The 24,710-nt window shown below is 68.5% G+C and carries 23 protein-coding genes and 1 pseudogene; 14 read left to right on the top strand and 10 right to left on the bottom strand.

Going from position 1 to position 24,710, the window contains the following annotated elements; translation table 11 throughout:
* Position 1: 1 nt before the first annotated feature.
* From AB0H36_RS12385 to AB0H36_RS12365, 5 genes are all read right to left on the bottom strand, one after another.
* A complete protein-coding gene (locus AB0H36_RS12385; protein WP_360520627.1) occupies positions 2-145 on the bottom strand; it encodes a cupin domain-containing protein in 144 nt (47 codons plus the stop codon).
* Positions 146-239: 94 nt separating this feature from the next.
* Positions 240-959, bottom strand: a complete 720-nt coding sequence (locus AB0H36_RS12380; RefSeq protein ID WP_360520549.1) for an SDR family oxidoreductase — start codon at positions 957-959, stop codon at positions 240-242.
* Positions 953-2,020, bottom strand: coding sequence for a tartrate dehydrogenase (locus AB0H36_RS12375; protein ID WP_360520546.1), 1,068 nt, complete (start codon positions 2,018-2,020; stop codon positions 953-955). The genes AB0H36_RS12380 and AB0H36_RS12375 overlap by 7 nt, the downstream gene beginning before the upstream one ends.
* Before the next feature lie 11 nt (positions 2,021-2,031).
* Entirely contained in the window at positions 2,032-3,504 is a 1,473-nt protein-coding gene (locus AB0H36_RS12370; protein ID WP_360520543.1) for an NAD-dependent succinate-semialdehyde dehydrogenase, read from the bottom strand.
* Between the two features lie 109 nt (positions 3,505-3,613).
* Positions 3,614-5,065: an aldehyde dehydrogenase family protein gene (locus tag AB0H36_RS12365; protein ID WP_360520541.1), complete on the bottom strand. Its 1,452-nt coding sequence runs from the start codon at positions 5,063-5,065 to the stop codon at positions 3,614-3,616.
* Between the two features lie 195 nt (positions 5,066-5,260).
* On the opposite strand from AB0H36_RS12365, the gene AB0H36_RS12360 reads away from it, so the two are divergent.
* Positions 5,261-6,235, top strand: coding sequence for an oligopeptide/dipeptide ABC transporter ATP-binding protein (locus AB0H36_RS12360; RefSeq protein WP_360520538.1), 975 nt, complete (start codon positions 5,261-5,263; stop codon positions 6,233-6,235).
* A 46-nt stretch (positions 6,236-6,281) separates the two neighbouring features.
* Here AB0H36_RS12360 and AB0H36_RS12355 read toward each other — a convergent pair whose 3' ends face one another.
* The gene (locus AB0H36_RS12355) at positions 6,282-6,734 is read right to left on the bottom strand and encodes a helix-turn-helix domain-containing protein (RefSeq protein WP_360520535.1); all 453 of its coding nucleotides are present in this window, start codon (positions 6,732-6,734) and stop codon (positions 6,282-6,284) included.
* On the opposite strand from AB0H36_RS12355, the gene AB0H36_RS12350 reads away from it, so the two are divergent.
* Entirely contained in the window at positions 6,735-8,045 is a 1,311-nt protein-coding gene (locus tag AB0H36_RS12350; protein WP_360520532.1) for a multidrug effflux MFS transporter, read from the top strand.
* On the opposite strand, the gene AB0H36_RS12345 is transcribed toward AB0H36_RS12350, so the two are convergent.
* From AB0H36_RS12345 to AB0H36_RS12330, 4 genes and pseudogenes are all read right to left on the bottom strand, one after another.
* The gene (locus AB0H36_RS12345) at positions 8,035-9,300 is read right to left on the bottom strand and encodes an aminotransferase class III-fold pyridoxal phosphate-dependent enzyme (protein WP_360520529.1); all 1,266 of its coding nucleotides are present in this window, start codon (positions 9,298-9,300) and stop codon (positions 8,035-8,037) included. The genes AB0H36_RS12350 and AB0H36_RS12345 overlap by 11 nt on opposite strands.
* Before the next feature lie 80 nt (positions 9,301-9,380).
* Entirely contained in the window at positions 9,381-9,644 is a 264-nt protein-coding gene (locus tag AB0H36_RS12340; protein ID WP_360520624.1) for an aldehyde dehydrogenase family protein, read from the bottom strand.
* A gap of 100 nt (positions 9,645-9,744) precedes the next feature.
* Positions 9,745-10,341 (bottom strand): annotated as a pseudogene (locus AB0H36_RS12335) (aldehyde dehydrogenase family protein); the annotation flags it as partial.
* 173 nt (positions 10,342-10,514) lie between these two features.
* Complete coding sequence (locus tag AB0H36_RS12330) at positions 10,515-11,792, bottom strand: FAD-binding oxidoreductase (protein WP_360520526.1); 1,278 nt, start codon at positions 11,790-11,792, stop codon at positions 10,515-10,517.
* 120 nt (positions 11,793-11,912) lie between these two features.
* Here AB0H36_RS12330 and AB0H36_RS12325 point away from each other — a divergent pair, with 120 nt between their 5' ends.
* The 12 genes from AB0H36_RS12325 (at position 11,913) to AB0H36_RS12270 (ending at position 24,681) form a co-directional block, all read left to right on the top strand.
* Positions 11,913-12,593: a haloacid dehalogenase type II gene (locus AB0H36_RS12325; RefSeq protein ID WP_360520523.1), complete on the top strand. Its 681-nt coding sequence runs from the start codon at positions 11,913-11,915 to the stop codon at positions 12,591-12,593.
* A 34-nt stretch (positions 12,594-12,627) separates the two neighbouring features.
* Entirely contained in the window at positions 12,628-13,308 is a 681-nt protein-coding gene (locus AB0H36_RS12320; protein WP_360520520.1) for a GntR family transcriptional regulator, read from the top strand.
* Between the two features lie 149 nt (positions 13,309-13,457).
* Positions 13,458-13,934 (top strand): RidA family protein, encoded by a 477-nt coding sequence (locus AB0H36_RS12315; RefSeq protein WP_360520517.1) that lies wholly within the window; start codon positions 13,458-13,460, stop codon positions 13,932-13,934.
* Between the two features lie 47 nt (positions 13,935-13,981).
* Complete coding sequence (locus tag AB0H36_RS12310; RefSeq protein ID WP_360520514.1) at positions 13,982-15,088, top strand: alanine racemase; 1,107 nt, start codon at positions 13,982-13,984, stop codon at positions 15,086-15,088.
* Positions 15,089-15,143: 55 nt separating this feature from the next.
* Positions 15,144-15,878, top strand: coding sequence for an SDR family NAD(P)-dependent oxidoreductase (locus AB0H36_RS12305; RefSeq protein ID WP_360520511.1), 735 nt, complete (start codon positions 15,144-15,146; stop codon positions 15,876-15,878).
* A 1,483-nt stretch (positions 15,879-17,361) separates the two neighbouring features.
* Positions 17,362-17,631 (top strand): DUF6059 family protein, encoded by a 270-nt coding sequence (locus AB0H36_RS12300; RefSeq protein ID WP_360520508.1) that lies wholly within the window; start codon positions 17,362-17,364, stop codon positions 17,629-17,631.
* Positions 17,561-18,247 (top strand): CatB-related O-acetyltransferase, encoded by a 687-nt coding sequence (locus tag AB0H36_RS12295; protein ID WP_360520505.1) that lies wholly within the window; start codon positions 17,561-17,563, stop codon positions 18,245-18,247. The genes AB0H36_RS12300 and AB0H36_RS12295 overlap by 71 nt, the downstream gene beginning before the upstream one ends.
* Positions 18,248-18,252: 5 nt before the next feature.
* A complete protein-coding gene (locus tag AB0H36_RS12290; RefSeq protein WP_360520622.1) occupies positions 18,253-19,002 on the top strand; it encodes a YciI family protein in 750 nt (249 codons plus the stop codon).
* Between the two features lie 78 nt (positions 19,003-19,080).
* Positions 19,081-21,255: an MMPL family transporter gene (locus AB0H36_RS12285; RefSeq protein ID WP_360520502.1), complete on the top strand. Its 2,175-nt coding sequence runs from the start codon at positions 19,081-19,083 to the stop codon at positions 21,253-21,255.
* Complete coding sequence (locus tag AB0H36_RS12280; protein ID WP_360520499.1) at positions 21,252-22,451, top strand: cytochrome P450; 1,200 nt, start codon at positions 21,252-21,254, stop codon at positions 22,449-22,451. Before AB0H36_RS12285 ends, AB0H36_RS12280 begins: the two co-directional genes overlap by 4 nt.
* The gene (locus tag AB0H36_RS12275) at positions 22,448-23,248 is read left to right on the top strand and encodes a GDSL-type esterase/lipase family protein (RefSeq protein ID WP_360520496.1); all 801 of its coding nucleotides are present in this window, start codon (positions 22,448-22,450) and stop codon (positions 23,246-23,248) included. The genes AB0H36_RS12280 and AB0H36_RS12275 overlap by 4 nt, the downstream gene beginning before the upstream one ends.
* Entirely contained in the window at positions 23,245-24,681 is a 1,437-nt protein-coding gene (locus tag AB0H36_RS12270) for an MFS transporter (RefSeq protein ID WP_360520493.1), read from the top strand. The genes AB0H36_RS12275 and AB0H36_RS12270 overlap by 4 nt, the downstream gene beginning before the upstream one ends.
* Positions 24,682-24,710: the final 29 nt, after the last annotated feature.

Below are 24,710 nucleotides of genomic sequence, written 5' to 3'. Positions count from 1 at the left end.
CTCAGTTGGCGGCCGCGGGTACGCCGATGCTGTAGACCTTCCGGATCGTCTCGGTGACGTGCCACCGGCCGGACCATCCGCGTGGCTGGACGATCACGTCGCCGGCGGACACCTCGTAGCGGCCTCCGGTCTCGCCGTCTGTGATGTCACCGCTGTCCGCACCAGGACGCTGGCCCCTCGGCGCTAGCGGGCTGATGGACGTAGGTCACGCTGTGTTCTCCCGTAGTCAGTAGAGCGTCTCAGAAGGCGAGCGGTTGTCTTTCGTAGAAGAAGCCACCGGTCGGTCCGTCGCCGGGGAGGGTGGCGAGCCACACCGGGGTATCGGCGCCGTCTTCCACCGGACGGGTGGCGTCCGGGCTCATGTCCGTCTTCGTGTAGCCGGGCGAGGCCGCGTTCACCAGGATGCCGGTGCCCTCGAGCTCGGCCGCCAGCACCCGAGTGAGCATGTTCAGCGAGGCCTTGGAGATCCGGTACGCCGGCGAGGTGGGAGTCAGTGCCAGCTCGAGTGACGCCATGGTGCTGGACAGGTTCACGATCCGGCCGTATCCGCGCCCAAGCATGAACGGGATCGCCGCAGCACTACAGCGCCAGGCGCCGTACAGGTTGGTGGCCAGGGTCTCGTCCACCAGCGGGAAGTTCGGTGCGGCGGCGCGATGGAGCGCCGGCCCATCGATCGCGACACCGGCGTTGTTCACGAGGACGTCGATCGAGCCGTGGCGGCGCGCGATCTCGGTAAAGGTCGAGCTGACGGAGTCGTCCTCGGTCACATCGAGCCGGGTGCCCATCACCAGTCCCGGACCCTCGCCTTGCAGCCGGTCAGCGGCCTCCTTGGCGCTTGACTCGTTGCGGGCGGTGAGCACGACGTGCAGACCGAGCCGCGAGAGCTGACGGCAGATCTCGAACCCGATCCCGCGGTTGCCGCCGGTGACGACCGCGACGCGGCATCCGTGTCTCAGCACAGCTGATCCAGCACCGTGGTGGTCACCTGCTCGGTGTCGGCGGTGCCGCCGACGTCGGCGGTCCGGGTCTCCGGACGGCGCAGCGACTCCTCGATCGCGGTCATGAGCACGGCCGCAGCCGCTGGCGCTCCGAGGTGCTCCAGCATCATCACCGTCGACCACAGCATGCCGACCGGATTCGCGATGCCCTTGCCGGCGATGTCCGGCGCCGAGCCGTGCACCGGCTCGAACATCGACGGGTGCTCCCGCGTGGGGTCGAGGTTGCCGGAGGGAGCGATTCCGATGCTTCCGGCGACACCTGCTGCGAGGTCGCTCAGAATGTCACCGAACAGGTTGCTGGCCACGATGACGTCGAACGACTCAGGCCGCAGGACGAGCTTGGCCGCGAGCGCGTCCACGTGCTCCTCCACCAACTCGACGCCGGGATGGAGGCCCGCCCGCTCCCGGGTGACCTCGTCCCAGAACGGCATGCTGTGCACCAGTCCGTTGGACTTGGTGGCCGAGGTCAGCCGCCGTCGCCTGGCCGAGCTGAGGTCGAGGGCGTAGTCCGCGATCCGCGCGATGCCGCGGCGGGTGAAGATCGCTTGCTGTACGGCGGTCTCGTCCGGCAGACCGCGGTTGAACCGGCCGCCGACCTCGCTGTATTCGCCCTCGTTGTTCTCGCGCACCACGACCAGGTCGATCTCGCGGTCCGACGCGTCGGCGAGCGGGCTCTTCACCCCTTCGAAGGCCCGCACCGGACGCAGGTTGACGTACTGCTGGAACGCCCGGCGGATCGGGATCAGCAGTCCCCACAACGAGACATGGTCCGGTACGCCGGGACGCCCGACCGCGCCGAGGAGGATGGCGTCGTACTCCCTTAGGGTGTCGAGACCGTCGGCCGGCATCATTGCGCCCTCGGTGAGGTAGCGCTCGCACGACCAGTCGAACTCGTCGATCACGAGCCCGAGCCGGTAGCGCGAGTCCAGCGCCTCCAGCACCTGCCGGGCCGACGCGGCCACCTCGATGCCGATGCCGTCGCCGGGAATCAGCGCGATGCGTCGCCCGTGTGTGGTGGTCACCTGTGCTCCCATCAGGCCGTCGTCGCCACGGCGACGTACTTCGTCTCGAGGAACTCGTCGATGCCGATCCGGCCGCCCTCGCGGCCCAGGCCGGAGGCCTTCACCCCGCCGAAGGGCGCGGCCGGGTTGGACACGATGCCCTGGTTGAGCCCGACCATGCCGGTCTCGAGTCGCTCGGTGATCCGAAGTGCGCGATCGAGGTCGCGGGTGAACAAGTAGGCGACGAGCCCGTACTCGGTGTCGTTGGCGGCGGCGACCGCCTCGTCCTCGGTCTCGAACGTGGTGATCGGGGCCACCGGGCCGAAGATTTCCTCGTGCCGCATCCGGGCATCGTGCGGTACGCCGGAGAGCACGGTCGGCGGGTAGAAATATCCGTCGCGGTCCAGCGGCTCGCCGCCGACCAGAACCTTCGCGCCGCGCTGTACGGCGTCGCCCACCAGTTCGGCCACCTTGGCGCGGGCATCGTCGTCGATGAGCGGCCCGACCGCAACGCCGTCCTCGACCCCGCGGCCGATGGACAAGGCGCCCATCCGGTCGGCGAGCCGGCGCGCGAATTCGTCCGCCACCGACGAGTGCACGTAGAAGCGGTTGGCAGCGGTGCAGGCCTCGCCGATGTTGCGCATCTTCGCCAGCATCGCGCCCTCGACCGCGGCGTCCAGGTCGGCGTCCGCGAACACCAGGAACGGGGCGTTCCCGCCAAGCTCCATGGAGGTCCGCATGACCTGGTCCGCGCATTGCGCGAGCAGCCGTCGCCCGACCGCGGTGGATCCGGTGAAGGACAGTTTGCGCGCCCGGCCGTCGCGGATCAGCGGCTCCATCACGCCGCCTGGGTTGGAAGTCGTCACCAGGTTGAGCACGCCGTCCGGGAGGCCGGCCTCGGTCATGACGGCCGCGAAGGCCAGCATGGAGAGGGGGGTTTGCTCTGCCGGTTTCACCACCATCGTGCATCCGGCCGCGACAGCGGGGCCGATCTTGCGGGCGGCCATCGCCATCGGGAAGTTCCAGGGCGTGATGAGCAGGCAGGGTCCGACCGGCTGCCGCATCACCAGCAGTCGGGCCTGGCCGCTGGGCGCCACGGCGTACCCACCGTCGATCCGGACCGCCTCCTCGGCGAACCAGCGGAGAAACTCTGCCGCGTAGGCGATCTCGCCGCGTGCCTCGGCCAGCGGCTTGCCCATCTCGAGGGTCATCAGCAGGGCGAGGTCGTCCTGCCGTTGCACGAGCAGGCTGTGGGCCCGGTACAGGATCTCGCTCCGCTCGCGCGGCGGCACGGCCGCCCAGGACGACTGTGCCGCCGCGGCTGCGTCGAGAGCGCGCAGTCCGTCCGCTGGGGACGCGTCAGCGACGTGCGCGAGCACCCGACCGGTCGACGGGTCCTCGACGGCGAAGGTGGTCCCGTTCTCCGCCGGGTGCCAGGCACCTCCGATGAACAAGCCCGTCGGAACCGAGCCGACCACCTTTTCCTCCCGCACGCTGTCGACCATCGGACCTCTCCTGAATCTGTGTCGGCTTGGTGAATGCAACGCCCCTCCGGAATGGAATCCGGGACGCGCGAGGGAAGGGGGAACTCGCGCGTCCCGGGTGCTGGTGGACTCAGGCCGAGGTGTGGATGGCGATGATCTTGGGCTCGGTCATCGCGTCGACGGCGTACGGAACGCCCTCTCGCCCGACTCCGGACCGTTTGCCGCCTCCGAACGGCATCGCGTCGATGCGGTAGTCGCAGGTGTCGTTGACCATGACCGCACCGACCCGCAGAGCGCGAGCCACTGCCAGGGCAGAGTCGAGGTCGTGGGTGAAGACGCCGGCCTGCAGTCCGTAATCGGAGCGATTCGCCTCACGCACCGCGGTGTTCACGTCTTCGAACGACTCGATCGACACCACCGGACCGAAGATCTCGTCGGTGAGCACGCGCGAGCCCGCAGGGACGTCCGTCAGCACGGTCGGCCAGAAGAATGCACCGTCGCGCTTCCCTCCGATCAGCAGGGTCGCGCCCGCTTCCACCGCTTCGTCGACCCAGCTCTCCACCCGCTCCGCGCCGGCCTCGTCGACGAGCGGCCCCACGTCGGTTCTCGGATCGGTCTTGCTGCCGACCACCAAGTCCTCGGTGCGATCGACAACCAGATCGACCAGCTCTTGAGCCCGGTTGCGGGCGACGAACACCCGCTGAACGGACAGACAGTTCTGACCCGCGTTGGCGAAGGCGCCGTCGACGATTGCGGCGGCGGCTCGTGGTACATCGGCGTCGGACAGGACGATGACCGTGCCGTTGCCGCCGAGCTCCATCAGGGTCTTCTTCGCGCCCGCGGTCCGGGCAACGGCGTTCCCGCTGGCCCAGCCGCCGGTGAACGAGACCATGTCCACCAGAGTGTGGCCGACCAGGGCGGCGCCGACAGTGGCGCCGCGGCCCGGAAGGACGGCGATCCGGTCGGCGGGGATGCCGGCTTCCAGGAGCACCTCGAGGAATGCGAGGGCGGTCAGGGGAGTCTGTTCGGCCGGTTTCAGCACGACACCGTTGCCCCCGATGAGTGCCGGCGCCACTTTGTGGGCGACGAGGTTCAGCGGATCGTTGAACGGCGTGATCGCACCGACGACCCCGATCGGCTCGCGGGTGTACCAGCCGATCCGGTTCGCGCCCCGCGGGGTGTTGCCGAAGGGCAGTGTGCGCCCCTCCAAGCGGTCGCCCTGCTCGGCCGACAGCCGGACAGTCTCCGTTGCTCGCCGTACCTCTTGCTCGGCATCACGAACCGGCTTGCACCCCTCGCGTGAGATCAGGTGAACGAACAGCGCGGCACGATCCGCGAGCAGTCGCGCCGCTTGGTTGAGCGCCGTACGTCGCTGCCACAGCGGCCAGCCATCAGGGTCGAGGGTCGCGAGCGTGACGGCCTCGACGGCCGCGTCGACGTCGGCCGGCGAACAGTCGGACACCTGACCGACCAGCGTCCCGTTCTCCGGGTCGTGAACCGCGAGCGCGGTGGACGCGTTGCGCCAGGCGCCGTTCCAGAAGGCGCCGGCCGGTGGTTCCCAGGCTGTCGGGTGCTCGTTCATGGCATCAACTGTGAGGCCAGGACGGGGATGGCGTCAACTGCAAGCTGTTGACAACTGACAGGCCTGGTGGTTGGGTGTGGGATGGGGCAGTTGCGCCTCCGTGGTTCCTCGGCGGACCCACACCTGTCATGGAAGCGTGGAAAACGATCTGCACCTCAGCCGCTGCGACCCAGTGTGCGAGCCCACGGAGGCGTCATGTCCGGTTCGAAGTCACCGGCCCACGAGCCGTTGCTGACGCTGCGAGGTGTGGTGAAGCACTTCCCGGCCGGGCGGGGCAAGACTGTGCACTCCGTCGACGGTGTCTCCTTGGAAGTCGGAAGGGGAGAGGTTGTCGGCCTGGTCGGCGAATCCGGCTGCGGCAAGACCACGCTCGCCCGGACCATTCTGCGGGCGGTGCCAGCCGACGCCGGACATGTCGTGTTCGACGGCGTGGACATCACCAGGGTGAAGGGCAAGCAGGTCAAGACCTTGCGCCGATCGATGCAGTTCGTCTTCCAGGACCCGTACAGCGCCTTCGATCCGCGAATGACGTTGCGCACGAGTCTGCAGGCGCCGCTGCGCCACCATGGGGTCAAGGATGAGCGGGAACGCCAGGCTCAGGTCGCCGGGATGCTCGAGCGGGTCGGTCTCGAGGAGCAGATCCTCGACCGCCGTCCAGAAGAGTGTTCCGGCGGCCAGCTGCAGCGGCTGGTGATCGCTCGCGCGCTGTTGCTGAAGCCGAAGTTCCTGATCTGCGACGAACCGACCTCGGCGCTGGATGCCTCCATCCGCGCGCAGATCCTCAACCTGCTCGTGGAGCTGAAGGAGCAGCTGGACCTCACCCTGGTGCTGATCTCCCACGATCTGCGAGTGGTGCGGTACCTGTGTGACCGCGTCGCGGTCATGTACCTGGGCCAGATCGTGGAAGTCGCCGGCCGCGACGACCTGTTCACCAATCCCCGGCATCCCTACACCCGGGTGCTGCTGGCGGCGTCGCTGGCCGAGGACGAAGAGCCGGCCGGCATGGTGAAGCGACTCAGGGGTGAGCCGCCCAGTCCGATCGATCCGCCCCACGGCTGCCGGTTCCACCCACGGTGTCCGATGGCGCAGGACATCTGCCGGACCGTGGTGCCCGAGGTCAGCCGCCCCGGTCCGAACCGACTCGTTACCTGTCACTTCTGGGACCGGTAGCGTCGGAACGACGGCCAGGCCTTCCGTGCGTTCCTGCCCCGGCCGGTCAGGTCTCGATGAGGTGGCGCTCGAGGCCGCTCAGGATCTTGTTGCACTTGCGGACGTCGGCCAGGTTGCCGCCGAGTGCCTCGGTCAGCTCGCGGGACCAGGCGGCCCGGAGCGTGCGGAGGTTCGCGGCGGCCTTCCTGGTCGGCAGGACCGCGATACCGCGCCCGGTCGTGGGCTTGCGGGTGACCATTCCCTGAGCTTCGAGGGCGCGTAGCGCTGCGCTGACGTTGGTTCGCTGCAGGTGTGCGCGGGCGGCGATCTCACTAGGAGATGAGCCGGGATAGAGGTCGACGACGCGCATGACCTGTCGCTCGGTCTCGGTCATGAGTACGACGTCCGGGCCGGTGGGCGTGCGAGCGCGGACCAGCCGGCCGACGTTGAGGATGAGGTCCGCGAGTTCGGCCAGCGGGTCTTCGTCCTGCAGCCCGTTGTCCAGGTTCTGGTCCGGCATGTGCCCAGTCTAGGCGAATTATGTCAAGATAATGATGTGCAGATAATACGACCGCACCCCGACACCGCTCGGCCCCGGCCCGAGGAGCCGATGAGCAGGGCACGACGTGCGCGATTGACGCTGGTGATCGGCGCGCTGAGCGCCTTCGGAGCGCTCACCATCGACATGTATCTACCGGCCATGCCGGTGATGGCCGACACCCTGCACACGGGTGCCGGTCTCGTCCAGCTGACCCTCACCGTCTTCGTCGTCGGCCTGGCCAGCGGGCAGGTTCTGGTCGGGCCTCTGTCGGACGCACTCGGGAGGCGGCGATTGCTGCTGGCTGGTCTGGCGATCTACATCTGCGGATCGATCGGCTGCTTCTTCGCGCCCACGATCGGCTGGCTGATCGCCGCACGCGTTGTGCAGTCGGTCGGCGCCGCGGCCGCGACCGTGCTCTCGCGGGCGATGGTTCGCGATCTGTTCGACGGAGCAGCGATGACCCGGTTCTTCTCTTCGCTGATGCTGGTCAACGGCGTCGCGCCGATCGTGGCGCCGATCATCGGCGGCCAGTTGCTCAGCCTGGCGTCGTGGCGGGTCATCTTTCTCGTCCTTGCGAGCGTGGGCGCTGCACTGCTGGCCATTGTCGGTCTCGCACTTCCCGAGTCCCTTCCCCCTGAACGCAGGCAGCCGTCCGATCTGCGCGCCAATCTGCGTACGTGCGCGATGCTCTTCAGGGACACGTCGTACTTGCGATACGTCCTTGCGGCCGCGCTCATGTTTGCGTCGATGTTCGCCTACATCTCCGGCTCCTCGTTCGTCCTGCAAGACATCTACGGCCTCACTGCACAGCAGTTCAGCCTCGTCTTCGCAGTGAACGGGCTGGGCATCGTGCTGCTGGGTCAGGTCAACAGCCTGCTGGTGCACCGCGTCGCGGACGAGAACACACTCCTGGGGGCCGGCCTGGCCACTGGTGCGGTGGGCGGCCTCGGTGTACTGGTCAGCACGATCGCCGGGCTGCCGTTGGGTGCGCTTCTCGTGTGCCTTTTCGTTGTCGTCTCCATGCTCGGCCCAGTGCTCGCGAACGCCACCTCGCTCGCGTTGGCCGGTCACGGCTCCGCGGCCGGTACGGCCTCCTCGTTCCAAGGGCTGCTTCAGTTCCTCATCGGGGGCATCGTCGCGTCCACCATGGGAGCTTTCGGCGACGGCAGCGCCGTACCCATGGGGGCTGCCATGTGGCTGACCGCAACCGCAGCGCTCGCGGTGTTCGCAACCGGTCTCACGGTCGTCAACCGACGCAACTGTCGACGGCCCGATTCGGTCAGTCGGTGATGTGGTCGAGTGCGACGCGGATGGTCTTGGCGATGAAGGAGACCTCGTCGTCGGTGACGACGAACGGCGGGCAGATGTGCAGGGTGTTGTTGTGGATGAGGCGGGTCAGCAGCCCACTGTCGAGGCAGGCGTCCACGACGGCTTCGCCCGGCACGTCGGCGTTCAGTTGTACGCCGGCGAGGAATCCGGTGCCGCTGCGTACTGCGGTCACCAGCGGGTGGTCGGCCAGCGGCTGGATCGCGTGGTGCAGAACGCCTTCGAGCTCGGCCGATCGTCGGAGCAGGTGTTCTCGCTCGAGGATGTCCAGGTTGGCGTGGGCCACAGCGCAGGCGGTGGCGTGGCCGGAGTAGGTGATGCCGTGCCGCAGGATCGGGGCGTCGTCGGAGTTGAAGTACCGCTCCCAGACGCGCGGCCCGATGAGGACGCCGCCGAGCGGGGCATAGCCGGAGGTGATGCCTTTGGCCATCAGCACCATGTCGGGCTCGAGGCCGAAGCGCTCGCAGGCGAACATCGTGCCGGTGCGACCGAAGCCGGTGACGACCTCGTCGGCGATGAAGAGGATGTCGTGCTGCCGGGCGAGACGTTGCAGGCCTTCGAGGTAGCCCGTTGCCGGCGCGATGACGCCGCCGGTGCCGATCACAGGTTCGGCGACGACGGCGGCGATGTGCTCCGGGCCGAGTTCGGTGATGATCGCCTCGGCCGCGGCCAGGTCGTTGGTGGGGATCCGGGCCGTCTCGGGGATCAGGGAGTCGGTGCCGTAGCCGTCGCGGTTGTAGTCCAGGCCGGCGATGCTGGTGCCGAAGCCGTGCAGGCCGTGGTAGGCGTTGTGCCGGCTGAGGATGATCCGCTTGTCCGGCCGGCCCTCCAGTTGCCAGTGGCGGCGAGCCAGTTTGCAGGCGAGGTCGACCGCGTCCGAGCCGCCGCTGGTCCAGAAGATCTTGGCATCGGGGATGGGGCCGAGCGCGGTCACCCGGTCGGCGAGGCTGAGCGCGACGTCGTTCACGAAACGGCCGAAGACGTGGTACGTCTCCAGCTTCCGCATCTGGTCATAGGCCACTCGTGCGATGTCCTCGCGGCCGTGCCCGACATTGGCGTGCCACAGGCCCGCGGGCGCGTCGAGCAACTCGGCCCCGTCCGCTGTGATCACGCTCGCGCCCTGGCCGGCCACGATCGTCACGCGCTTCGCGAGAGCGGCCGGCATCTGTGCCTGCGCGCTCCACAGCGAGGCGCCGGCTGGGGGAGTGGAGTTCCTCATCGTGGCCCGTCCTTGAGTTGATTGTAAGCATTAGATTGTCGACAATCTGAGAGTAGCGGTGGTTCTGCCGTGCGGGGAACTCATGTCTCACCTGGCGGCGCTCTCCTGGCACCTGGCGTGAATTGCGCTGGGGTAGCGCCGGCGGTGGTGTTGTCGCATCGGCATCCGCGGACGTGCGGCCCGGTGCGCAGGTCGCGCGTGTAGACATAGGACACGAGGCCGTACTCCGTATTGTTGGCCAGGGCAATGGCCTCTTCGAGGTCGTCGTACGCGACTACGGGGGCGACGGGCCCGAAGATCTCCTGGGACAGGATGTGGGCGTCCTGAGGGACACCGCCCAGCATCGTCGGGGTGTAGTAGTACCCCGACCCGGTCGGGGGCCGAGCCGCCGACGACTGGGACGGCGCCCGCATCCAGCGCCGAGTGGACCAGCTCGGCGACCTTGTCGCGGGTCTTCGCGTTCACCAGCGGCCGCACCTTGGTCGCCTCGTTGAGACCGGGGCCCACGGGGAGGCCGCGCATGGCCTCGGCGAACCTCCGTGTGAACTCGTCGGCCACCGAAGAGTGCACGATGAACCGGTTGGCCACGGTGCAAGCGGAGCCGCCGTTGCGAAGTTTCGCCACCATGGCGCCAGCGACCGCCTCGTCCAGATCGGCGTCGGGGAGAACGACGAACGGCGCGTTGCCGCCGAGCTCCATCGCCGCACCGACGACGGTACGAGAGGCGTGCTCGAGAAGAATGCGTCCGACCTCGGTCGACCCGGTGAACGACACCTTGCGCACCAAGGGATGGTCGAGCAGGGCCGAGCTGAGGTCGTTGGACCGGGTCGATGGGACGATGTTGACGACGCCGTCCGGTACGCCGGCTTCGGCGAGGATCGCCACGATCGCGAGTGCTGTCAGCGGTGTCTCGGATGCCGGTTTGAGGATGACCGAGCAACCAGCCGCGAGCGCCGGCCCGATTTTGCGGGTGGCCATGGCAGCCGGGAAGTTCCACGGCGTGATGAGGATGGAGACGCCGATCGGCTGGCGCAGGACCACGATCTTGTTCGTCCCGGCAGGAGCGCGCTCGATCACGCCGCCGAGAACGCGCGGCGCAGGATCTCGCTGCGCGACCGAGGGCTGACCTGCGCCCAGACGTCCAGCGCCGCTTGTGCGAACCCGACGGCTGCCACCGCCTCGGCCACGGTGCCGTTGGCGGAGGCGACGGAAAGTCAGCTCACGCGGTCCTTGAACTTGTAGTAGGCGCCGGCGAAGGGCAGGAACCAGGGCGGACCGAAGTGTCCTGGGATGCGGCGGAACTCGAAGTCGCTCCAGATGTTGGCCTCGGGGACGCCGGACATGTACGCGGCCATCTGGCCCCCCATGTACGTCGCCATCTGGACCCCGTGGCCGGCGTACCCCATGGCGTAGTAGACGCCGTCGTGCTGGCCGGCCTTGACCATCCGGTCGAGGGTCATGTCGACCTGACCTCCCCAGCAGTAGTCGATGCGGGCGTCGGCCAGCTGGGGGAAGTTACGCACCATGGCGTCCCGGAGGATCGATCCGCTCTTCATGTCCGACTGCTGGTTCGAGCCTGCGAACCGCGCGCGGCCGCCGAAGAGTAGCCGGTGGTCGGGCGTGATGCGGAAGTAGTTCAGGAGGTTCTTGGAGTCCGAGGCCATCCGTCGGGTAGGCAACAGCTCATCGCACACGCTCATGTCGAGCGGCTCGGTGGCGATGATGAAGCTGCCGACCGGGGCGATCCGGACCTGATACCAGTAGAACGGCCGGCGGGTGTACGCGCCGGTTGCGACGAGGACCTGGTCCGCGTGGATCCGGCCCCGGGGGGTCTGGAGCTGGTGGCCGGAGCCGACCTTGGTCAGCTTCTGCACGGGCGCCTTCTCGTGGATGGTCACGCCGGCACGCTCGGCGGCCTCGCCGAGACCGCGGACGTACTTGCCCACGTGGAGACCGGCGCTCTTCGACTCGACCATGCCGCCGTGGAACACGTCGGTGCCGATCTCGCGACGCAGCTCCGCCTTCGGGACCAGCTGAGAGTCCCCTCCCAGGCGGGTGTTCAGCAGCTCTGCGGTCTTCGCGAACCCCTCGTAGTGCGCCGCCTTGGTCGCGAGGTTGAGCTTGCCGGTGCGGGCGAAGTGGCAGTCGATGCCTTCCTCGGTCACCAGCTTCTCGACCAGCTCGATCGCCTCGCTGTAGGCGCCGTACAGCCGGGCTGCACGGTCGAAGCCCAGCTTCTCCACCGCGGGCCTGATGCCGATCGACATGCCGGTGGTTGCCATGCCGCCGTTGCGACCGGAGGCGCCGAACCCGACGGTGTCCTGCTCGAAGACGTCCACCTTGGCGCCCTTACGGGCCAGGTGCAGGGCCGCGACGACGCCGGTCAGTCCGCCGCCGATGACGGCCACCCCGGTGCGTCCTTCCACACTCGTTGCCGCTCGCTCGGGCGAACTCTGGGGCGCGGTGTCGAGCCAGTACGACGTGAACTTCATGCGGATGCCTCCATCAGCCGGAGTTGTTGACAGTTGACTACCATACACATATGGTCGACCATCTACCATCGACCAGGAGCGGAACCTTGACCGCTCGGGGCTTAAGCACCAGGAGGACTCGTGGCATTCGATGAGAAGCCGAAATTCGTGACGTTCGACATGAACGGAACGCTGATCAAGTTCGCCATCAACGACGCGATCCGTGAGGTCTTGGGTGACCGGCTGCCGGCCGAGATCGCCGATGATTTCCTGCAGGCCTGCAAGGCGTACCGGATCGACGAGTGCATGAGCGACTACCAGCCGTTCCACCAGATCGTCGCCCGGTCCATGGAACGGGCCTCGCGCTGGGTCGGTCTCGAGTACCGGGAGGACGACGCGCGGGCGGTGTACGAGATCATCCCGACCTGGGGCCCGTACCCCGGAGTCACCGAGGCACTGAACCGCCTGGCTGAGGCAGTCCCCCTGGTCATCATCACGAACAGTGACACCGCGTACGCGGTGCGCCTCGCGGAGAACCTCCAGGCTCCGTTCGAGTTCGTGATCAGCGCCGAGCAGATGGGGGTCTACAAGCCGCGGCTCCGCGCGTTCGAGTACATGTTCGACAAGCTCGGGGCGACGCCGGACGAGCTCGTGCACGTCTCCGCGAGCCCCATGTACGATCTCCGCTCCGCGGCGGTGATGGGCATCGAGCGCAAGGTGTACGTCGACCGGGGCTTCGAGCACGACGAGCACTGGCTCGGCTACGAGCGGATCACCGACATCGCCGACCTGCCCGTGCTCTTCGGCCTGCCGCGTCCCTGACCAGTAGGGTCGACAAACGACCAGGAGGAACGCGATGGACCTGAGGCTCGGCGGGTTGGAACGGACGACGACTCCGGAAGGGGTCTACCGGATCCTGCGTGCGGCCATCCTCGACGGCATGGTTCCTCCCGGTGGACAGCTGCGCGAGCGGGACATCGCGGCGGAGCTCGGGATCAGCCGGTCGCCGCTCCGCGAGGCACTGACCAGGCTCGAGGAGGAGGGCCTGGTCGTGCGGATCCCGTTCCGGGGTGCGTTCGTGATGGAGGTGAGCGCCCAGGAGGTCGCCGAGATCGCCTCGGTCCGGTTGCTCGTCGAGCCGTACGCCGGCGAGCTCGCCCTCCCAGCGCTCCGTGGTGCAGAGCGCGGCAGGCTGGAACAGGCGCTCGTCGACTTCAGCCGGGCGACGGAGACCCACGACATCCCGGCCAGCATCGATGCCCACCTGCAGTTCCACCGGCTCTTCTACGAGCTGTCCGGACATGGAGTCCTGCGCAACCTCTGGAACGGGTGGGAGACCAAGCTGCGCCTGTACCTCATGGTCGACCACCGCTCGTACGGCGAGCTGCACGACATCGCCGTCGAGCACGAGAGGCTGGCCGCGGTCGCCCTGGAGGGCGACACGGAGGCGTTCCGGCAGGAACTGGCGCGGCATTTCCAGTCGGCGCTGCACGGCCGGACCGACGGCCGGGACGCCGCGCCCGTGGGGAACGCCTGATCGCAGGGTCTGCTCGAAGCCGAGCGACTCCCGGGCCAAGGCAGCCTGAGCAACTCCCGCTAGCCCACTGCGCCCGCACGCGGTGGGCACGTACATCCTCACCGCCGACCTCGCCGTCGAAGGCGACCCACCAGGAGACCCGAGATCAGATGACTGGCATTCAGACGCAGAGCGGTTCGGCCACGGAGCGGCTCCAGGCCCTCGGCCGGAACCTCCCCGAGGTCCGTGAGAGCTCGAAGTACCAGAACCACCGCGCGGTCGACTCCAGTGTCCACGTGGCGGGTCAGCTGCCCTACCACGACGGTGAACTGCTGGGCCAAGGCATCGTGGGTCGGGACGTCGACGTCGAGACCGCCCGCGAGCTGGCCCGTCACGCGGCGCTCAACGCGCTCGCGGTGGCCGCACAGGCGGTGGGAGACCTGGAGCGGGTGCGGATCGTGCAGATGCTGGTCTTCGTGGCCAGCACCCCGGACTTGGGTCAGCAGTCGCGCGTCGCCGATGCCGCCAGCGACTTTCTGATCGACGTGCTGGGGGAGAACGGACGGCACGCGCGCACCGCCATCGGTGTCGCTGGTCTTCCGCTCAACAGTCCGGTCGAGATCCAGATGGTGATCACGGCGGCGTAGGTCCGCGCCGTCCCGCCACCCTCTTCAGAGAGTTCAAGGAGTGCAGCGTGCACCGGCTTCAACGAGTACTCGACGGCCTGGCCGGCCGGCTCGACACACCCGCGCCGATAGTGCTGGCCGATGTCATGCAGCGCAACATCGAGCAGATGCAGGCCTTCGCCGATGAGCACTGGCTGAAGGTGCGGCCGCACGTGAAGACGCACAAGTGCGTGGAGATCGGTCGCCGCCAGCTCGCAGCCGGGGCGTGCGGGATCACCGCCGGCAACGTCGGTGAGGCCGAGGTCTTCGCGTCGGCCGGGTTCGACGACATCTTCCTCGCCTACCCGATCTGGTCCGCGGGTACGAAGGGGCTGCGGATCCGCCGGCTCGCCGAGACCATCCGGTTGCGCGTTGGCGTCGACAACGTGGCGGCCATCGAGGCACTCGCCGAGGCGATGGGAGGCGAACCGGAGCGGCTCCAGGTGGTGATCGAGGTCGATTGCGGTGCTCGTCGTTCCGGGGCGCCGCCCGAGGTCGCCGGCCAGCTCGCGCAGGCCGCCCGCAAGCGCGGCCTCGTGCCGGTGGGCGTCTTCACGTACCCGGGCCACGGCAGCTCCGGTCGGGACGTCCGCCGGCGCGCCGTAGCGGACCAGCAGGCCGCGCTGGCCACCGCGGTGCTCAGCCTCGCCGATGTCGGAGTGACGGCTGAGGTGGTCAGCGCCGGCTCGACACCCACCGCCGAGTTCTCCACGAACAGCCTGATCACCGAGATCCGGCCCGGCGAGTACGTCTTCTGCGACCTGAACAACACCCGGCTCGGCGCCTGCGCCGAGGACCAGGTCGCGCTGTTCGTCGCGGCCACCGTGGTCAGCGACTGGGTCCCCGACCAGGTCATCCTCGACGTCGGCACCAAGGCCCTGGGCCGCGAAGGCAGCCCCGATCGTGGTTACGGCGCCGTCGCCGGCACGAAGGCCGTCCTGGCCAAGCTCAACGAGTACCACGGCTTCCTGCCCTTGCCCGCAAGGGACTTCCGCCCGCGCGTGGGAGCCGTCGTACCGGTGGTGCCCAACCACGTCTGCCCGGTCGTGGTCAACTTCGAGGAGCTGATCGTCACCGACAGCGCGGGCACGTCGCTGGAGCGGTGGCCGGTCGATGCTCGCGGATTCCTCAGCTGACTGCCCGCACAGACATACCCGCACACCCACACCAGAACCCCCAGGAGACGCTGAGATGAGACTCGAGAAGGTCACCGCTCTGGTGACCGGCGCCAGCAGCGGTATCGGCGAGGCGGTGAGCGCCCGCTTCCGCCGCGAGGGCGCCCGGCTGCTCCTTACCGGACGCCGGGAACGACTCGACAGCGCCCAGCCCGACGACCTGTACGTCCCCGGTGACCTCAACGACGAGGCGGTCGTCGAGGCGCTGGCCCGCCAGGCTGCCGAGTCGGTCGGCACCGTGGACGTCGTCGTGCTTAACCACGGACTGCAGGCCAGTAGCTCGCTGACCGACATGGCCTACGACGACGCGAGGAACGTGCTGCACAGCAACCTGCTCAGCGCGTTTCTGGTGATGAAGCACTTCGCACCACTGATGCCCGCCGCCGGGGGCTCGTTCGTGTGCGTGGGCTCCCGGCTCGGCATGGTCGGCATGCCTGGGGAAGTGCTGTACTCCGCGGCGAAGGGCGGCCTGATCATGCTCGCCAAGGGTGCGGCGATTGAGTGGGCTCCGCGCAACATCCGGGTCAACGTGGTCGCGCCCGGCCTGACCGCGACCCCGATCATCGAGTCCTCCTTCGAGCGCAGGCCGGACCCCGAGGCGTACCGGCGCCAGCGCGAGTCCCAGATCCCGCTCCAGCGCCTCGCGTCGCCCGAGGAGGTCGCCGACGCCGTCCTCTTCCTCGCCTCGTCGGAGTCGTCGTACATCACCGGTGCGGTCCTCCCGGTCGATGGAGGGTACACAGCCTTTTGAACGCCGTGGCTGCCAACCCGCCTCCCGGCGGGTCGCGGTGACGACTATCATGAGCGGCCGATCATTCGGGTCAGCACTGTTGAGCGCGATGTCCAGCCTCGGTGCGGGTCTCCGCGACCGCACCCGAACGGCCCTGGCAACCGGCGACCGCGGCTCCATCGCACTTGTGCGCAGCCTTTTACCGCTGTCCCTTACTCCCGGCTCACGAGAGCTCGATGATCACCGGCTGAACGTCCACCTGCACGAGGACCCGCCTGACGGCCAGGATCGACTCCTGGGTCTTCCAACTGGTCGCGAAGTCGACGATCGAGCGGCTGCAGAGAGCTCTCGAGGCCGGCTGGGATCCTGAGGCACTGACCGAGCAGTACAACGCGGCAGTGGCTGAGAAGCGCGCAGCGGAGGCGGGACCGGCGGCGATCAACCGGTTCCTCAGCTCTCGGCAGCTGACACATCCGCAGGATGGTGACGGTGCTCGGTGACATGGCGAAGGCGTTGAAGCGCCGAACCGTGGCGACTTAGCCCAGCTGTGCGACGCCTTGGGCTTCGCAGTCACGTACGACCACCGGAAGCAGGTGGCGGAAGTGTCTGGACGTGGACGTGCTGAGCCGGAGGAGCTGAGTGAGTCTTGTTCCAGGAGTCCGGGATTTGCTGTTCCGGGTTCGGGGTTGTCCGGTCTATGGCCATAGTGGGGCCGTCTACAAACAGCAGGCAGATCGGTGCAGCCGCGACGACGGTAGACCACCGAGAGATGGGAAAGGGTTCATGTCCCTGGGGATATGAACCCCCACGTGTCCGAGGAGGAACACGCACCTTAATCACATACATCAAGCCGAACGTCTCGGCGCTACCTTGAGCACAAGGAGTGTTGCCGCCCGCCGCCGCGGATTTCATGCTGAGGTCGTTGAGCATGGGAATGATCAGTCCCGGGCGTTTCAACCCGCTTACCAACGTGACTGGTCAGTAAATCTAATGCGTCATGGTCACTGGGCTGGGGCAGTTCGTCGGCGTAGTAGCGCATACTTGCCGCGTCTTGCAGAAAGGTTGCTGCGAGCTGGCCGGCAAGAGTAGTGCTGAAGTGTTCGGAGGCATGCTCTCGTTGACGAAGGGTGGGGCGGCTCCGACGTAGCGGGTGGAACGGTTCACCTGTCCCGGCGGCATGATGGCCACGGCGGCACCACCTTGCCAGGCTGGGCGCCTGGTCGGAGCTGAGCTGACCGATGGCAGTTGGCTGGCAAATCCTTGTCATTTGCCACCTGTTGGCAGTACTTGATTCCTCCCGTCTGTAGCATTTGTCAAAGTGTGAACGAGGCTGGGATGTAGATAAATGCTGCATGCGCTACATATCATCCGCGTTTTGTTTACCTCGATGTCAGCGCGAGTTTCGGCCCAGGAGCGGCGATGAAGGCCAGGGGTTTCCCGATGGAAGGGGCGATCGGGTGATCGGCACGGTGACAGAGGCGCTGGGCGCGGGGCCGGGGGAGTAGTGGTGCGGCGGCGGTTGCTGGAGCTTCTTGCCCGGTACGGCGAATCGTTGCTCGCGGTATCCGTGATCGCACCCGCGTGTTGGCCGGCCGATGACGGTTCGCCGCCGGGTCATCCCGAACGGCCGGCCGGCCACCTCCCGCTCACCCCGGAAGAGGTCGCACTGTGGTCGCAGATTCTCACCCCTCAAGGAGGTTGGCTTGCCCGCACCGGACCCGACTCGGCTGTACCCGGACGCCTACGGTCCGAACGCCGGCTTGATCAAGGGTGACCCACAGGTCGTGTTTCTCAAGGCACTGGTGCAGTCGCCGCTGACCTCGGTCGGCGACTACAGCTACTACGCCGATCCGGTCGACCCGACCGGTTTCGAGCGGCACAACGTGCTCTTCCACTACGGGCCGGACCGGTTGGTCATCGGCCGGTTCTGCGCGCTGGCGCGGGGCGTGCGGTTCATCATGGGTGCGGCCAACCATCAGCGCGCCGGCGTCTCGACCTTTCCGTTCCCGATGTTCGGCGGGGAATGGCTGGAGCATATGCCGCTGTTCGCGCAGCGGGACTTTCCGGGCGACACCGTGGTGGGCAACGACGTCTGGCTGGGCTTCGACGCGACGGTACTGCCCGGCGTCCGGATCGGTGACGGCGCGATCATCGCGGCCAAGTCCGTGGTCACCTCCGACGTGCCGGCGTACGCGGTGGTCGGAGGCAACCCGGCTCGGCTGATCCGGTACCGGTTCGAGGCGGACGAGATCGCCCGGCTGGTCGACCTGGCCTGGTGGAACTGGCCGATCGAAGTGGTGTCCCAGAACATCGCCACCATCATGAGCGGTGGTGTGGCGGAGCTCGCGGAGATCGCCCGCCACCACGCCCTGGAGGAGAACCCGAAGTGATCTTCATGCTGCTGTTCTACAGCGACGAGAAGGCGATCGCCGCGATGTCGGCGACCGAACGCAACCGGCTGATCGAGGCGCACGTCGCGTACGACCACGACTTCCTGCGGAAGCGCTGCACGATGCTGGCCAACCGGGCGCTGCAACCATCGGGGACCGCGACGACCGTCGGGCCGCGCGGCGTGACGCCTGGGCCTGCCGTCGTCACCGACCCACCGTTGACCGGCTTCTACCTCATCGACTGCGCCGACCAGGCGGAGGCGATCGAGCTCGCCGGCGGCTACCCGATGCCGGAGGGGCTGGGCAGCATCGAGGTGCGGGCCGTCATCCAGGAGTGGGACTACGCGCCGAGCGTGCAGACCACCGCCGCGCCGGACGCGGTGTGGCACCAGTACGACGACGTGGCGAGCTGGCCGGAGTGGAAGCACGGGATCGAGCGGGTCGAGTTGGACGGGCCGTTCGCCGCGGGTACCACCGGGCGGCTGGTCGTGACGGATCGGCCGGCGATGCCGTACCGGATCGTGTCGGCCGACCCGGGCCAGGGATATGTCTCGGAGACGGAGCTGGGTGCGGGGATCCGCCTGCGGATCGAGCATGTTCTGGCGGCGCTGCCCGGCGGCGGCACCCGGATCACCCACCGGGTGAACGTACCCCGGGCCGCGCTCGACCTGTTCGGGCACGACTTCAGCCCGGCGTTGAACGACGGCATTCGCCGTACCCTGCACGCCCTGACGCGGCGGATCGAGTCCGATTGACATGCCAATGTGGAAGGACTACATTCCACATTGGAATGTCAATGTGAGAGGTCCGCACATCGTGAGGAATGGGTGACCATGTCAGCCACCGACTCGAACCGCGTCCGCGTCGTCCGCTGGCTGGTCCCCTCGCTGTTGATCATCGTCTGGCTCGGTGCCGGTGGTTGGCTCGGCGTGGTCGGCAGCAAGCTCGCCGAGGAGGTCTCCAGCGGTGCCGCGACCTACCTGCCCCGCAATGCCGAGGCCACCGAGGTCGCTGCGTTCAACAAGCGTTTCGGCGAGGCGGAGACGTTGCCGGCGATCGTGGTGTACAGCCGTGACGCCGCCCTGACCGACGCCGACCGCCGTGCGATCGCCGACCAGACCGCTGCGATCAACCGCGACCTGGGCAGCACCCTGACCGAGCCGGCCACCGGACCGCTGGTCGCCCCGGATGGGCGCGCCGCCATGGTCGTCGTGCCGTTCGCGGGCACCGACTCGAACAAGATCTCCGGGTATGTGCCCACCGTGCGCGCGCTGGTCAGCGGCGGCGAGGGGCTCACCGTGCACGTCACCGGACCGGCCGGCGTCCAGGCCGACCTCAAGGACGCGCTGGGCGCCATCGACCTGATGCTGGTTCTGGTGACGATGGCAGTCATCCTCGTGATCCTGATCGTGGTCTACCGCAGCCCGCTGCTGCCGTTCCTGGTCCTGCTCGTCGCGGGTCTGGCCCTGGGCGCCACCCAGGGCGTCATCTACCTGCTCGCCAAGCAGGACGTATTGTTCTTGGGTGCCGAGGTACAGGGCATCCTCAACGTCCTGGTGCTCGGCGCCGGAACCGACTACGCGCTGCTGCTCGTCGCTCGGTACCGGGAGGAGTTGCGCCGGCACCGGAGCCGCTTCGACGCCATGCGCGTCGCCTGGCGCAACTCGCTCGGCCCCATTGCGGCCAGCGGCGGTACCGTCGCCCTCGGCCTGCTCTGCCTGCTGATCAGCGATCTGAGCCTCAACCGCGACCTCGGCCCCGCCGGGGCGATCGGCATCGGATGCGCACTGCTGGCGATGCTGACCCTGATGCCGGCAGCGCTGATGCTGCTCGGACGGGCCGCGTTCTGGCCTCGCCGCCCGGCGTACGGCTCCGAGGCCGCCGAGCTGGCCGGTGTGTGGTCGCGGGTTGCCCGGTACGTCGAACGCCGGCCGCGGATCCTGTGGATCGGCACCGCGCTGGGACTCGTCGTGCTGGCGCTGGGCGTAGTCCGGCTGGACGCCACCGGTATCCCGCAGAACGAAATGATCATTTCGAACAACGTCGAGTCGGTGGACGGCCAGCAGGAACTGACCCGGCACTTCCCCGGCGGCAGCGGCAGCCCGGTGATCGTCATCGCCGACGCAGACCGCATCGCCGACGTGGCCGCCACGGCTCGCCAGGTCGACGGGGTGGCGGCCGTCGACCCTTACGTCGGTGCCCAGGCCGGAGCGCCGGACCCGGGCGCCCAGCCGGTCGTCGTGGACGGGCTGGCCCGCGTCGATGTCACCCTCGCCGATCCGCCGGACAGCAAGGCGGCACTGGACACGCTCGAGCGGCTGCGCGACGCACTCACCGCGGTACCGCAGGCGGACGCCAAGGCCGGTGGGTACACGGCGGTCCTCGTGGACTTCAACGACGCCGCGACCAGCGACCGCAAGGTCATCCCACTGCTGCTGCTCGTGGTGGGGCTCGTTGTGGCGCTGTTGCTGCGCTCGATCGTGGCCCCGCTGCTGCTGCTCGCCACGGTCGCGCTGTCCTACCTCGCCTCGCTCGGCCTGTCCGCACTGGTGTTCCGCGACGTGTTCGGCTTCTCCGCAGTAGACGCGACGTTCCCGTTGCACGCCTTCGTGTTCCTCGTTGCCCTGGGCATCGACTACAACATCTTCCTGATGACCCGGGTGCGGGAGGAGTCCGCGCGGGTCGGTACCCGGCGGGGCATGGTTATCGGCCTGACCGTCACCGGCGGTGTCATCACCTCGGCCGGTGTGGTACTGGCCGCGACGTTCGCCGCCTTGGCGGTCATCCCGCTGGTACTGCTGGTCCAGTTGGCGTTCACGGTCGCGTTCGGCGTACTGCTCGACACGTTCGTCGTGCGTTCCCTGCTGGTACCCGCGCTCACTCTCGATGTCGGCCGGCGGATGTGGTGGCCGGGCCGGCTCAGCCGGGCGTCAGAGACGCCCGCCACCCCGCCCGCTTCGCCGTCCCCCGACCCAGCGGTCCTGGAACACACCGGAGCTGACTCGTGATTACCGACACCAGCACGTACCCGTTCGAGATCACCGACCCCTTCCGGCTACCCGAGCAGTTCGCGTGGCTCCGGGAGCACCGCCCGGTCAGCATGGTGCACGCGGCCACCGGCGACGAGGTCTGGCTGGTCAGCGACTACGCCAGCGTGCGCGCGGTGCTGTCCGACCGGCGCTTCTCCCGCAACATCTTCCGTGCCGACGCGGCCCGGCTGCTCCCCGGCGTACCCGTGCGGCAGGTCAGCGTTCCTTTCGTCGACCCACCCGCGCACACCCGCTGGCGCAAGTTGGTGTCCCGCGCGTTCACCCCCCGGCGCGTGGAAGGTATGCGACCGCGGATCCAGGAGATCGTCGACGCGCTGCTCGACGACATGGAGAAGGCAGGAGCGCCGGCCGATCTCGTGCAGTCCCTGTCGTACCCGCTGTCCAACGCGGTGATCTGCGAGCTGCTCGGTATCACCGCTGCGGAGCACGAACCATTCCGCAGCCTGGCCAACACCGCGCTGACGATCAACGACTCCTCGCCGGAGGAGCAGATGGCCGCGCACCAGGCGATGGGCAAGTTCTCCCGGGACCTGATCGCGGCCAAGCGCCGCCACCCCGGCGACGACGTGCTCAGCCAGCTGATCGCGGCGTACGACGAGGAGGACGGCCGGCTGTCGGAGGACGAGCTGGTCGCCACCATCCTGGCCATCTTCATCGGCGGGTACGAGAGCACCGTCAACCAGTTCGGCAAGGGCATCCTGGCCCTGTTCCGCTTCCCCAGCCAGCTCGCCGCCTTGCGCGCCGACCTCGACGCGGTACCCATGGCGGTGGAGGAGATGCTGCGTTTCGCCGCCCTGGACAGCGGCTTCGGCTCGCCCCGGTACGCCACCGAGGAGGTACAGGTCGGCGACGTCACGATCCCGAAGGGCGCCACCGTTCTGGTCATCCGCCAGTCGGCCGACCGGGACGAGGCGCAGTTCCCCGATCCGGAGCGCTTCGACATCCGCCGCGAGGAGGCCCGGGCGCACAACGCGTTCGGGCATGGGCCGCATCACTGCCTCGGTGCCGCACTGGCCCGGCTGGAGCTCCAGATCGGGATCGGAACGCTGCTGCGGCGCTTTCCGGACCTCGCCCTCACCATGGCCGTCGAGGAGATCCCGTGGGACTACCGACTCACGGTGGCGGGTCCGCGGACGCTACCGGTGACCTGGTGAGCGACTCGACTCCCGCGGATCCCGTGGCCGGGGACGTTCCCGAGTCGGCGGTCGCCGAGCCCACCGTGGCCGCCGCGCCGGACCCGAGTCGCGCCCGGCGCAGGCGCCGACGGCGGATCGTCCTGCGGGTGATAGCGGTCGGAGTCGGGCTACTCGTCCTGGCCGAGGCCACCGGGCTGCTGCTGGAACTGCGGCAGGCCCGGACCTACCCGAAGTACTGGGCCGACCGGGCGGCCGAGCCCGCAGCTCCGGGGGCCGTGCGGTTGGTCGTGTTCGGCGACTCCGCCGGGGTGGGCATCGGCGCCTGGAAGCCGGAGGACAGCGTGGTCGGCCGGATCGTCGGCCACCTGCATGAGCGCACCCAGCGGCCGGTCCATGTCGCCAACTACTCCATTGGCGGCGGCACCTTCGGCAGCATCCTCACCGACCAGCTGCACCGGGCCGACGTGGCGAGCGCGGACGTGGTAGTGGTGATCGCCGGCTCCAACGACACCGGCGCCAAGGTGCCGCCGGACACCTACCGGGCGAACGTCACCAAGCTGCTCGAGGCGCTGCCCGCGGACCGGACCGTGCTGTCCGATGTACCGCTGCAGCGTGGTCGGGACAGCTATCAGCGGACGCTGGCCGAGCTTGCCGACGCCCGCGGTGTGGCCCACGCCGACTTCGCCGGCGCCTTCCGCGCCGCCCGCCGTCTGGACGTGTGGGCCCCGGACTTCACGCACGTCAACAGCGTCGGGTACCGGATCTGGTTCCAGGCGTTCCGACCGCACCTCGACACTATCGCCGGCCGGCTGTGACCACGCCGTACCCGCGTCGCTGGTGGGCGCTGGCCGCACTCGCGCTCGTGCAGTTCGTCATCGTGCTGGACAACACCGTGGTCAACGTGGCGCTCCCGTCAATCCAGCGGGAGCTGCGGTTCAGTGTCGAGGGGTTGTCTTGGGTGGTCAACGGCTACCTCCTGACCGCCGGAGGGCTTCTGTTGCTCGGTGGCCGCCTGGCCGACCTGTGGGGTCGCCGGCGGATGTTCCTGACCGGCGCGGTGGTCTTCGCGGGCGCGTCTCTCGTCTGCGGTTTCTCGTCCGACGCCGCCACGCTGGTCGCGGGCCGCTTCGCGCAGGGCGTCGGCGAGGCCCTCGCTTCCCCGGCCGCGCTGTCGCTGATCGCCGTACTGTTTCCCGAGCCCGGTTCGCGGGGCAAGGCGCTCAGCATCTGGGGCGGGCTGTCGGGCGTGGGGGCCACGGTCGGGGTGCTGCTGTCCGGGGTGATCACCGAGCTTCTCGACTGGCGCTGGCTGTTCTTCCTCAACCTGCCGTGCGTGCTGGTCGCCGTGATCCTGGTACCGCGGCTCGTGCCGGCCTTCGACCGGCCCCGGCCGGGCCAGGTGGACTGGCTCGGCGCGGGCCTGGCCACCGCTGGTTCGGTCAGCCTGGTCTACGGCATCCTCGCCTCGATACGGGCCGGCTGGGCCGATGCCGCCGTTGTCATCCCGCTGACCGTCAGCGTCCTGTCCTGGGTCGCGTTCGTGGTGGTCGAGGCACGGGCCAGCGAGCCGCTGGTGCCACTGCGGTTCTTCGCCAACCGCACCCGGCTTACCGCGAACGCCGTGTCGGTGTTCATGCTCGGCACGCTGTCGGCGCTGTTCCTGCTGTTGACCCTGTACATGCAGGACGTGGTGGGGTACTCGCCGCTGCGTACCGGCCTGGCCTACCTGCCGTTCTGCGTCTTCTTCGTGGTGGGTGCCGCGCTGGGTGCCCTGCTGCTGGGGCGCTGGGGTCCTCGGCTCGTCTTGACCGTGTCGTTCCTCGTTGCGGCCGCCGGCATGCTGCTGGCGAGCAGGCTTCCGGTCGCCGGCTCGTGGACCTGGGACCTGCTGCCCGACATGGCCGTACTGGCGACCGGCTTCGGCCTCGGATTGCCGGCGCTACAGGCGGCCGCCTTGCACGGCGTGTCTGAGCGGGACGCGGGGCTCGGCGCCGGTGTGCAGAGCTCTGTGCAGCAGTTGGCCAACGCGCTCGGGATCGCGGTGCTGCTGACCATCGCACTGCATCACAGCGGTGCGGTGCTCGCCGAGGGGGGACCCGCACAGGCGGCGATGACCGCTGGCTTCCGGTGGGCGTTCGGCGTCTCCGCCGGGATCCTGCTCCTGGGCGCCATCGTGGTCGCTGGGGCGATGCCTCGGTCACCGGCAACGATCGCCGTACCCGCAGAGGACACCGAAGCGATCGGGTAGGGGTCTCCAACGGATATCCAGGGGCGTGC

Origin of the sequence: Kribbella sp. NPDC050820, assembly GCF_040653975.1 — a bacterium.
GTDB lineage: Bacteria > Actinomycetota > Actinomycetes > Propionibacteriales > Kribbellaceae > Kribbella.
This window is presented reverse-complemented; position numbering and strand designations above follow the sequence as displayed.